Annotated in this window: 8 protein-coding genes; all 8 read right to left on the reverse strand. The window is 61.5% G+C overall.

Translation table 11 applies throughout. From position 1 onward, the window contains the following. Window positions 1-25 precede the first annotated feature (25 nt). The gene (locus QTL94_RS22375; RefSeq protein WP_289803139.1) at window positions 26-2,107 is read right to left on the reverse strand and encodes an FAD-dependent oxidoreductase; all 2,082 of its coding nucleotides are present in this window, start codon (window positions 2,105-2,107) and stop codon (window positions 26-28) included. Between the two features lie 25 nt (window positions 2,108-2,132). Next, a complete protein-coding gene (locus QTL94_RS22380; RefSeq protein ID WP_289803140.1) occupies window positions 2,133-3,302 on the reverse strand; it encodes a Gfo/Idh/MocA family protein in 1,170 nt (389 codons plus the stop codon). Window positions 3,303-3,355: 53 nt separating this feature from the next. Then, window positions 3,356-5,011, reverse strand: a complete 1,656-nt coding sequence (locus QTL94_RS22385; RefSeq protein WP_289803141.1) for a GMC family oxidoreductase — start codon at window positions 5,009-5,011, stop codon at window positions 3,356-3,358. A 47-nt stretch (window positions 5,012-5,058) separates the two neighbouring features. Beyond that, the gene (locus tag QTL94_RS22390; RefSeq protein WP_289803261.1) at window positions 5,059-6,564 is read right to left on the reverse strand and encodes a GMC oxidoreductase; all 1,506 of its coding nucleotides are present in this window, start codon (window positions 6,562-6,564) and stop codon (window positions 5,059-5,061) included. A gap of 12 nt (window positions 6,565-6,576) precedes the next feature. Then, window positions 6,577-7,692: an ABC transporter ATP-binding protein gene (locus tag QTL94_RS22395; protein WP_289803142.1), complete on the reverse strand. Its 1,116-nt coding sequence runs from the start codon at window positions 7,690-7,692 to the stop codon at window positions 6,577-6,579. Between the two features lie 5 nt (window positions 7,693-7,697). After that, the gene (locus tag QTL94_RS22400; RefSeq protein ID WP_289803143.1) at window positions 7,698-8,642 is read right to left on the reverse strand and encodes a carbohydrate ABC transporter permease; all 945 of its coding nucleotides are present in this window, start codon (window positions 8,640-8,642) and stop codon (window positions 7,698-7,700) included. Next, a complete protein-coding gene (locus QTL94_RS22405; RefSeq protein WP_289803144.1) occupies window positions 8,639-9,586 on the reverse strand; it encodes a carbohydrate ABC transporter permease in 948 nt (315 codons plus the stop codon). Before QTL94_RS22405 ends, QTL94_RS22400 begins: the two co-directional genes overlap by 4 nt. A 77-nt stretch (window positions 9,587-9,663) precedes the next feature. Continuing rightward, the gene (locus QTL94_RS22410) at window positions 9,664-10,926 is read right to left on the reverse strand and encodes an ABC transporter substrate-binding protein (RefSeq protein ID WP_289803145.1); all 1,263 of its coding nucleotides are present in this window, start codon (window positions 10,924-10,926) and stop codon (window positions 9,664-9,666) included. Between the last annotated feature and the right edge of the window lie 72 nt (window positions 10,927-10,998).

Genomic DNA, 10,998 nt, shown 5'->3' on the forward strand with positions numbered 1-10,998 from the left:
CCCGCGTGCGCAGATTCCGGCGTCCCTAGCGCGAGCCGAGATCGTAGACTTTTCCTGTCAGCCATGCTGGCCAGTCGCGTTCGAAGAAGGACTTCGCGGTTTCGTCGAATTTCCGGTTCGGGCGTGTCTCGACCGCCATGCGCTCGCCATCCAGACGGACGACGATCTGTTCCTCGCGGTGAGAGCCCCTTTCCTTGCGGAAACGGAACGCCTCGAGCGGACCCGTGCTGGATTGTGGAAGGGATTCACCCGCCGCATCGCAGATGGCACGGGCGCCGCGACTGCCGCCACCGTTGCGGATGAAATAGTCCAGCGCCTCAAGGACGGCCTCGGATGCGAGTGCCATCTGTTGCCATTGGAGCGCGCGGCCAGCTTCTGCCGCACGATCGTATGCAATACCGTGCTGGCGGATCTGCGCATTCAGGCGCCTCGCTTCCGCCAGGGCCGCCGACACGCTTTCTGCATCGCAGATGAGGCCGGCCTTGTCGCTCATGCGGGCCTGAACATCTGATCTGATGGCCTTCACGGTCAAGGGACTGTGGGTCTTGAGAAGGGCGAGCAGTTTGAGCACGCCCTCACCCGCCGAGGCACGAAGGTCTCGCCGCGAGGCGACTTTCGCCCGTCCGCTCGCGCCGATGTGTTCTCCGACGCGGGTGCCGAACACCTGGCCCGCATTCAACGCCGCGCCGCCGGGACGCGTGACACCGTGCGTCCCAGCAGCCTCGCCGATCGCGTAGCAGCCGGCGAGGCTGCTGCGCCCCCACGTGTCGACCATGATGCCGCCGTTCATGTGCTGGTTGTTGACGGCGAACTCCAGCGGTTCCGCGGCAATATCCACCTTGTAGCGTCGGTAGAGCTCGATCGCGAGCGGGTTCATGTGGCGCAGTCGCTGGATCGGGAGCGCCTGCCTTGCCCCGGCATTGGCAAGGTAGTGCTTCACGTCGTCATCAAGCCGTTCAAGATCGAACGGCAGGTCGCCGGGCACCGCCAAGGGATTGCGGTTGAAGTCCATGAACACGCGCCGCCCCGCCGCGCTCTCGCGGAAGATAGCCAGGTCCACCAGGCTCGATCCGAAGTCGAGCATCCGTGTCGAGTGAAACGGCCACTGGTAGCCTTTGCGAAAGACGTTCGACGCCATCTCCTGGGTCGTACGGTAATAGGAGGCGAGGAAATGATGCTCTCTTCCCTCGGCGTCGAGCGAATAGATATGCGGGATCGCCTGGACATAGGTTCCGGACAGATTCCAGGGAAACCCTTCCCTGCGCGTTCCGATACCAAACTGGCTTTCCGTCAGGTTCACGAGCGCGATACCTGCCTCAAGCGTGAGACCGAGCGATCCGAAACAGCCGTTGGGATAGACACTGTCACGATAGAGTTCGCCCGGACCACCTGCTGCAAGCACGAGCACCTCGCAGGCGAAGAGCGCGAGGCCAAACTGGTTGGTCTCGGTGCGATCACTCGCTCGGATGGCGAGGACGCCGACAATGCGACGATGCGCACCGTCGCCCTCGGTCAGGATCTTGACGGCGGTGGTGTGGTTGAAGAAAGGGATGCCAAGCCGGATCGCCTCTTCCGCCAGCACCTTCACCATAAGGCGAGATGTGCGCGGTCCGCAGCTCGTCGCCCGGCCGACCTCGTCATGGTCGGTCTGGTAGCGAAGCGTGCCGCCGAGGCTGTCCTGAGGGAGCGGCAAGCCGAGAAACTGCAGGGAGGCCATCATCCGGGCCGATCCCACGGCCTCCACATAGGCTGTGTCTTCATCCATGGCGCCGCCGGCGCGTATCGCACGCGCCATCGCCTTGAAGTTATCGCCCTGATCGGCGGTGTTCGCCGTATGCAGGGTCTGCTTGTCCGAGCCAGAACATGCCGAGGTTCCGCCCCAGGCGCTCTGGCTCATCACCACCACCTCATCGCCGCGACGCTTCAATTCCACGGCCGCGCGCAGCCCTGCCGCACCGGAGCCGACGACGACACAGCCGGCCCTGTAGATGGGAAGGTCGATGTCCGCCACCCGGATCGTCTCCGAAGATGCCGTTTCCGGAGACAGCCGTGGCATATCGACATCGGTCAGGGCGTCGAGAATATGTTGCGGTACATCGATGGTCATTGGTCCGGGTCCTTGGGCGTCGTTGTCAGGCGAGCGGAATGTCGACCCAGCGCTTGGCGCGCGAGGATTCCATGCAGGCATCGACGATCTGGCAGATGTGGTGGCCATTCTCGAAAGTCGGCCACATCGGCGTGTTGGTGGTGATCGACTTGATGACTTCCGCGGCCTCGATGATCTTGCTTTCATTGTAACCGAGCGCGAAGTTCGGCAGCGGTAGGAAAGCTCTGAACGTCGGGTTCTCCGGACCCACATCGATCTCGCGGAAGCCGGCACGGCCGGTCCGATCGTCGTTCGTATAGAAGCGAAGACGGTTCACCTCGTCGTAGGTGTAGGCGATGCTGCCCTTGGTGCCGTAGATCTCGTAGGTCTGCATGAACTTGCGACCAGTCGCCACGCGGCTGAAGTCAACGATCCCCGCCGCGCCATTCTCGAAGCGGCACAGTAGGTTGGTAGCGTCGGGATTGGTGATCTCCGCCCACGTCTCGTCGCCCTTCAAGGCGACCTTCTCGCCGTAGCCAAGTCCGCCGACGACGGGGCGCTTGGGAGTGATAATCAGGTTGTCCGCAATCAGCGAGCTGACCCTTCCGACGAGAAACTCCATGAAGCTGAAAATATGCGAACCGGTATCCCCGACGATGCCGGTCGGGGCAAGCTTGCCGTCGGCGCGCCACATGTAGGGGGCCATCGGATCGCCGTACATGTCGATGTGCTGGCAGCCCTTGAACATCTTGATCTCGCCGATCTCGCCTGCGTCGATGATCTCCTTGGCGAGGTCGTGAACCGGGTTGCGCGGGAACGCATGCCCGACCCTGGTGATGACGCCTTTTTCCCTGGCGATGTCTGCCAGTTCACGGGCTTCCGCAGCAGTGTTCGCGAGCGGCTTTTCGCAGTAGACGTGCTTTCCGGCGAGCAGCGCGGCTTTCGCCACCTCGTAGTGCAGGCCGTCAGGCAAGCAAATATCCACCAGATCGACGTCGGGATCATTGACCGCCAGCTTCCAGTCTTGAACGATCTTCGCGCCCGCAGCGCGTCGAGCCAGATCCTCCGCCACTCCAGGATTGGGGTCAGAGATCGCGACGACCCGCGCGGTTCCGCCGGAGGTGCCGAGGAAATGTGGGAATGTCTGGTAGGCCATGGTGTGCACCTTGCCCATCCAGCCCGAGCCGCCAAGAACAGCAACCTTTACTTCGGTCATTATCGTAGCCCCTTTGGAATTCGGCCCTCCTGGGACCGATGACATGTCGTCGCTCATCGGATGTCGACCCGCGCTCTCGGCCGGGTATCGTTTCGCTCGTAGGAGAAGATTGCCGACGGTAGCGGCGGAAGGCCCCGAATGATGTCGGCACCTTTTTCTCCGACCATGATCGTCGGGGCATTGGTATTGCTGGATGGAACGCGTGGCATGATCGAGGAATCGCAGACACGCAGCCCTTCGAGGCCATGAACCCTCAGGTCGAGACCGACCACTGCCTCCGGCCCGGTTCCCATCTTGCAGGTGCCGACGGGATGGTGATCAGTCTTTGCGTTGGCGCACCCGTACTCGAAAAGCTCCTCGTCCGACATCACCTTCGGGCCTGGCAGCCGTTCGGCGAGAACGAACGGTTTCAGCGCCGCCTGCTGCATGATCTCGCGAGCGATCTTCAGCCCCTCGAGAGACATCGTCTTGTCATGTGGATCGGACCAGTAGTTCGGATCGATCAGGGGAGCGGCGGAAGGATCCGACGATGATAGCCGCACCGTCCCCCGCGATCTCGGATGCAGATAGGCGGAGTTCAGGGTGACGCCTGCATTTTTCAGGCGTTCGACACCGGCCTCGATGCCCGAGCCCAGGCCTAGGTGGAACTGGATGTCGGGTGACCTCGCCTGCGGATCCGCGTACCAGAAGCCCCCGGTTTCAAACAGCGAGGATGCGACCGGACCGGATCGGAAAAGGACGTACTGCAGCCCAGCCCAAAGGGTACGGTGAAGTTTCGCGACGCCGTCGTAGGTGTGGTCTCCGGTGCATTCGGCGATCACGAAGAGATCGAGGTGATCCTGAAGATTGCCGCCCACACCGGGCAGATCGTGCAACACCTTGACGCCGACGGACCGAAGATGATCGCCCGGCCCGATACCCGATTGCAGGAGAAGCTTGGGCGAGCCGATGGCGCCTGACGAAACGAGGACCTCCCGCTCGGCCCTGACATTTTCCAGGCCATTCTTGCCGACGATTTCAACACCGACGGCGCGATTGCCTTCGAGCACGATGCGCGAGACGCGCGCGTTCATGCGAACCGTCAGGTTCTTCCGATCCCTGATCGACGACAGATATGCGAGTGACGCGGACGAGCGGCGACGGTTGCGCTGCGTGAGCTGATAGAAGCCGACGCCCGCCTGCTGCCGGCCATTGAAGTCGTGGTTATACGGAATGCCGAGCTCCTGGCCGGCACGGATATAAGCGTCGCAAATGGGGAGGGCTGAGACGGGCATCGATACGCCGAGCGGTCCACCGTAGGAGTGGTAGTCGTCGGCGAAACGCTGGTTGTCCTCCGCGCGCTTGAAGTAGGGAAGGATGGAGCGGTAGTCCCAGCCGTCGCATCCGTCCTCGCTCGCCCACATGTCGTAGTCGGCCGCATTGCCACGTGCGTAGAGCTGGGCGTTGATCGACGAGCCTCCGCCGATCACCTTTGCCTGGGTATAGCGAAGGACCCTGCCTTTCATGTGCTTCTGCGGGACGGTGGACCAACCCCAGCTGGCTACACCCTTCGTCATCTTCGCAAAGCCTGCGGGCATATGGAACAACGGGTTCCAGTCGCCGCCGCCCGCTTCGAGAAGCAGGACTTTGACCTCAGGATCTTCGCTCAATCGGTTCGCGAGCACGCATCCGGCCGGACCGGCACCTGTGATGATGTAGTCGAAACGCATTTTGCTATCCTGTCGAGGCAATGAACCGATGGAATGAAGAGAGCCGCTCATGATCGCAGGTCCGTGGATGCGATATGGTCAGCCACGCGAAGAGCCTGGCTGGCCACCGTGAGGGCGGGATTGACTGCTGCAGACGTCGGCAGGAAACTGGCGTCCACCACAAAAAGATTGCGGTGCTCGTGCGAGCGGCAAAAGGTATCGAGCGGCGCTGTCGCGGCGTCGTTGCCGATGCGGATCGTCCCGCACTGGTGCGAGGGCGTACGTTTGTCGAAGGCTCTTGCCAGGACGATCGGGAAGCCGATGGACTTCAAAATCTCCTTCAGTTTGGCGACCAATGCCAGATGCGCCGCCCAGTTGGTGCGCTGCCATTGCAAGATGATCCTGTCGCCATCCACCATCACACGGCTCTCGGGATTGGGGATGTCCTCGCTCATTGCGTAGAAATCAATCGCGTGGCCGGTAACGAGGTCGAGCATCCACTCTGGAACCTGCGGAAGCGAACCCTTGAGGATCCGGCCGGAGACGCGTCCAAGAAGCTGGACGTTGCCAAGCGGCGGTCCGCCCTTGCCGTCGGACAGGTAGAAGTCGTTGAAGGCAAATGTCTTCTGGTAGATCGCACTGTTCTTGAACCTCGGCGAGACACCGATCACGGCCGAGGCGTTGTGGTTCATGAAGTTTCGGCCGACTTGGTCGGAAGCGTTTGCAAGACCGGTCTTGAAGCGATCATTCGCCGACCGCAGCAACAGCACCGACGACTGAACGGCCCCGGCGGACAGAATGACGATCTTCGGGGAAACCGACCGCGTCTCGCCATCCTTGATATAGATGACCTTCGCCACCTCGTCCTTCGGTCCCGTCTCGAGCCTGACGACACGGGCATTCGTCTCGAGGATGACATTGGGATGCTTCATGGCGACCGAAAGGGCCGCTGTTTCGGCATCCATCTTGCCGTCGTTGGAATTCGGATGGGCGTCCCACGGAGTTTGCGCCTTGGCGAGCCAGGCGTCGATATCGATGCCCAGTGGCAGCGACGCCGGGTGGAGCCCCTTTCCCTTGAGCCGCGCGCGCACGGCAGCGATCGGCGCTTCGTCTGGGACCGGAGGATACTCGTAGCCCATCGAGTGAAATGGCTCGGTCGGATCTTCGCCTAGCGTCCCGCGCACGTTGAAAAGCCGTTCCGCGCGACTGTACCACGGCTCGAGGACCTCATAAGCGAACGGCCAGGCCGGCGAGACGCCTTCCTGGTGCTCGATCACATCGAAGTCTTCCTTGCGATATCGCGACAGCACCGCACCGTAGAACTTCGAATTTCCTCCGACATTGTAGTAGTTGCCAGGGTTGAAGCCGTTGCCGCTGGCGTCGTACCAAGTCTCTTTCGGCCGGAAATGTCCCCGTTGAAAGATCGCGCGCTGATCGCGATTGACCGGAAGGTCGGCGATATGATCGCCGGCCTCCAGGATCAGGATCCGTGCGTCGGTCGAAGCCAGCCCCGCGGCAACCGACGAGCCGCCAATACCGGATCCGATAATCACGATGTCAGGTGTGACGCTCATGTCTGCCATGCCTCAAGCAATCCGGACCTGGGTCTGGGGATCGAAGAAGACCGCCTTGTCGAGGTTGAACGCGAGTCGGGCGTTCTCGCCCGCCCTGATGCGCGCATCGGCTCGAAGCCGCGCCACGACTTCCTTTCCGCCGAGCTTCGTTACCGCGAAGGTGTCGGATCCTGCCGGTTCGACGACCTCGATCAGGCAATCGTTCTCGGAAAGGGAACGGGCGTTGCGGTCCGCTCCCTCGGGGTCCGTCAGCGCTTCCGGGCGAATGCCGAAGACGACATTGCGGTCCGCATATCCCGCAAGCGAGGCCATGCTCGGTGCGACCGGGAGGTTCAAGATTTCGCCGCCGGCACGTTCCAGCGCCACGTTGAGACCGCTGCCGTTCCTGGTGATCCTTCCGGAGAGCAGGTTCATGGCAGGAGATCCCATGAAGTCCGCGACGAACATGTTCGCCGGATTGTTGTAGATCTCGGCTGGCGTTCCGAATTGCTGAACGATGCCATCCCTCATGACGGCAATCTTGGTGGCGAGCGTCATGGCCTCGATCTGGTCATGCGTGACGTAGACGATCGTCTTGCCGGTGGTCTGGTGCAGGCGCTTGATTTCCGTGCGCATGTCGACGCGCAGCTTGGCGTCGAGGTTGGACAGCGGCTCGTCGAACAGGAAGAGTTTCGGATCGCGCACCAGCGCACGGCCCATGGCGACGCGCTGGCGCTGGCCGCCGGACAACTGGCTCGGCTTGCGGTCAAGGAGGTGGCCGATCTGCAGTACCTTGGCAACCTTGTCGATCGCCTGCTTGCGCTCTTCAGGCGGGACGCCGCGCATTTCCATGCCGAAGGCGATGTTGCCTGCCACCGTCATGTTAGGATAGAGCGCGTAGCTCTGGAACACCATGGCAATGTCGCGCTTCGACGGATGCAGGTCGGCGATGCTTCGATCGTCGACGCGGATGTCGCCCTCGGTGATCGTTTCCAGCCCGGCGATGGTGTTGAGCAAGGTGGACTTGCCGCAGCCCGACGGACCAACGAGCACCAAGAAGCCGCCCTTTTCCAGTTCGAGATCGATGCCCTTGAGGATTTCGAGCGCGCCGTAGCGCTTTCTGAGACCTGAGATGTTGAGAAAGGCCATTTGATTTATCCTTTGACAGCACCCGCCATCAGTCCGCGCACGAAGTAGCGGCCGGCGAGAATGTAGACGAGGAGGGTCGGCGTGGCGGCGATCATCGCGGCCGCCATATTGACGTTGTATTCGACGACACCGGTCGAGGTGTTGACGACGTTGTTCAGCGCCACCGTCATCGGCATGGATTCGCCCGAGCCGGCGTAGGCCGAGGCGAAGAGGAAGTCGTTCCAGATGTTGGTGAACTGGTAGATGACGGTGACGACGATGATCGGCAGCGAGTTCGGCAGCATGATACGACGGAAGATCTGGAAGAAGCTCGCGCCGTCGACCTGCGCGGCCCGCACCAGTTCGTTCGGGAAAGCCTCGTAGTAGTTCCGGAAGAACAGCGTCGTGAAGCCAAGGCCATAGATCACGTGGACGATCACCAGGTTGACCGTGGAGTTCCCGAAACCAAGCGAGACGCCGATCTCATTGCGAAGCGTGTTGCCAAAACGCCCGAGGCTTCCAAGGATCGTCGCCATCGGCAGCAGCACCGACTGGAACGGAATGAAGCAGGCAAACAGCATCAAGCCGAAGACCAGCGTGTGGCCCGGGAAGCGCCATTTTGTCAGCACGTAGCCGTTGAGCGCGCCTAAAATGGTCGAGATCGCAACGGCGGGAACCACCATCTTGATCGAGTTCCAGAAGTAGCCCTTGATCCCGGCGCAGGTCAGGCCGACGCAGGCCTCACCCCAGGCCTTGAACCAGGGCTCGATCGTCGGCGATTGAGGCAGCGACAGCATGTTGCCGTTCTGGATCTCGTCCATGGTCTTGAACGACGTGACCAGCATGACGAAGAGCGGCATCAGGTAGATGATCGCGAAGAATACGAGCAGGCCATAGATGATGGTGCGGCCGATCCAGCGCGAGTTTGCGCCACCTTTGGAAGGCGCGACCGAGGCGGAGATAGAGGTCATCGCGCCTTCTCCTTCAGTTCGGAATAGAGATAGGGAACGATGATGGCGGAGATCGTCATCAGCATGATGATCGCGCTCGCCGATCCGACGGCCATCTCGTTACGCTTGAAGGTGTACTCATACATGAAGTTCGACGGCAGCCAGGCGGAACCGCCGGGGCCGCCGGAGGTCAAGGCAACGACAAGGTCGTAGGACTTGATCGCCATGTGCGCGAGGACGATGAAGGCCGAGAGAAACACCGGGCGCAGGAGTGGAATGATGATGCGCCGGTAAAGCTGGCCCGTGGTCGCGCCGTCGATCTGCGCGGCCTTCATGATCTCGCCGTCGATACCCCGCAGCCCTGCGAGAAACATCGCCATGACGAAGCCGGAGGCCTGCCAGACACCGGCGATGACCACCGTGTAGATCACGAAATCCTTGTTCTTGATCCAGTCGAAGTGGAAGCTCGTCCAGCCCCACTGGTGCAAGGTCTGTTCGAGCCCGAGGCCCGGATCGAGGAACCATTTCCAGGCAACACCTGTGACGATGAAGGAAAGCGCCATCGGGTAAAGGTAGATCGGTCGCAGAAGCCCCTCACCGCGGATCTTCTGGTCGAGCAGAATGGCCAGGAACAGGCCGAGCGCCAGGCAGATGCCGATGTAAAGGAAGCCGAAGATCCCCATGTTGGTGATCGAGGTGTACCAGCTCGATGGCGGATCGTTCTCGAAGGTCCAGTGCCACAGACGCTGGTAGGCGCGGGCTCCCGTCAGGGTGTAGGACGGGAACGTCTTGGAGTTGGTGAAGGACAGGTAGGCCGTCCAGACGATGAAGCCGTACACGAAGATGATCGTGACGGCGAAGCTTGGCGCCAGCACGATTTGCGGCAATGCGTTCTGCAAGCGCGTGCGCATCGGCACCGATTTCGCGGACGTAAGAATGGGTTCGCTGGTAGCGACACTGCTCATGGTCGAGGTCCCTTCGAGGGAAGTAATCGATCGGGAATCTTCCCCGCCAATGCCGCGGGGAAGACTGTCATCCGGTCTTAACGTGCGTCGTCGATTGCCTTGACGAGTTCTTCGACAGCCTGGTCGGATGTCTTGATCTGGCCGTGCACGAACTTGGACACGACGTCCTTGTAGGCGTTGGCGACAGCAGGAGGGGCGCCGTAGCCCTGGGCGAGCGAGCCGAACAGCGTGCCGCCTTCGTTGGCAGCCTTGAGATCAGCGATACCCTTCTTGCCGCAGGCGTCGAAATCGGTATCCGGAACGTCGGTACGGGCCGGAACCGAGCCCTTGACGACGTTGAACGCCGACTGGAAGCTCTTCGACAGCGTGGCCGTCGCGAGCGCCACCTGGGCCGCCTTGCGATCGTCAGGCACGTTGAACATGCCGAACATGTCGGAGTTGTAGATCACGCTGCCATCCGTGCCGGGGAAGCGGTAGCACAGGAAATCCGTGTTCGGCGTCTTCTTCGCCGCTACGAATTCGCCCTTGGCCCAGTCGCCCATGACCTGCACCAGCGCGTCACCCTTGATGACCATGGCGGTCGCAAGGTTCCAGTCGCGGCCGGAGAAGTTCGGATCGACGTATTCCTTGATCTTGGCAAGGTTGTCGAAGGACTTCTTCATCGTGTCCGACTTCAGCGATTCTTCGTCGAGGTCGTTCATTGCCTTCTTGTAGAACTCCGGTCCACCGGTCGACAGAACGATGGAATCGAACATCGTCGCTTCCTGCCAGTTCTGGCCGCCCAGCGCGAGCGGAATGACGCCGGCTGCCTTGGCCTTGTCGAGCAACGCGATCAGGTCATCGAAGGTCTTCGGCTCGGTGCCGCCGATCTTGTCCATCACCGCCTTGTTGATCCACAGCCAGTTGACGGAGTGGACGTTGACAGGGGCTGCGACCCACTTGCCGTCATAGACGGAGAACTTCTGCAGGGCCGCCGGAACGGACTTGTCCCAGCCTTCCTTCTTGGCGGTCTCGGTGAGGTCGCCCATGACGCCGGCCTGGGCGTAATCAAGCACGGTATAGCCGAGCATCTGTGAAGCCGTCGGATAGGTGCCTGCCGCAACCATCGCCTTCAGCGCGGTCATTGCCGCGTCGCCGCCGCCGCCAGCGACCGGAACGTCCTTCCAGGCGTAGCCTTCCTTGGCCAGATCACCCTTCAGCACGTTCAGTGCCGCAGCTTCGCCGCCAGACGTCCACCAGTGCAGCATCTGCACTTCCTTGACGTCGGCAGCGCGTACCACTGTCGTCGCGCTAGCAATCGCCAGTGCGATCACAGCGGTAGATGTCAGAAACTTGCCCATTAAAACCTCCCAGTGCAAGTTTGAAGGTGCGAGACCATTCCCGCACCGATTACCCGCCCTCCTCAGGCGTAG

The organism is Rhizobium sp. S96 (assembly GCF_030382195.1).
Lineage (GTDB): Bacteria > Pseudomonadota > Alphaproteobacteria > Rhizobiales > Rhizobiaceae > Rhizobium.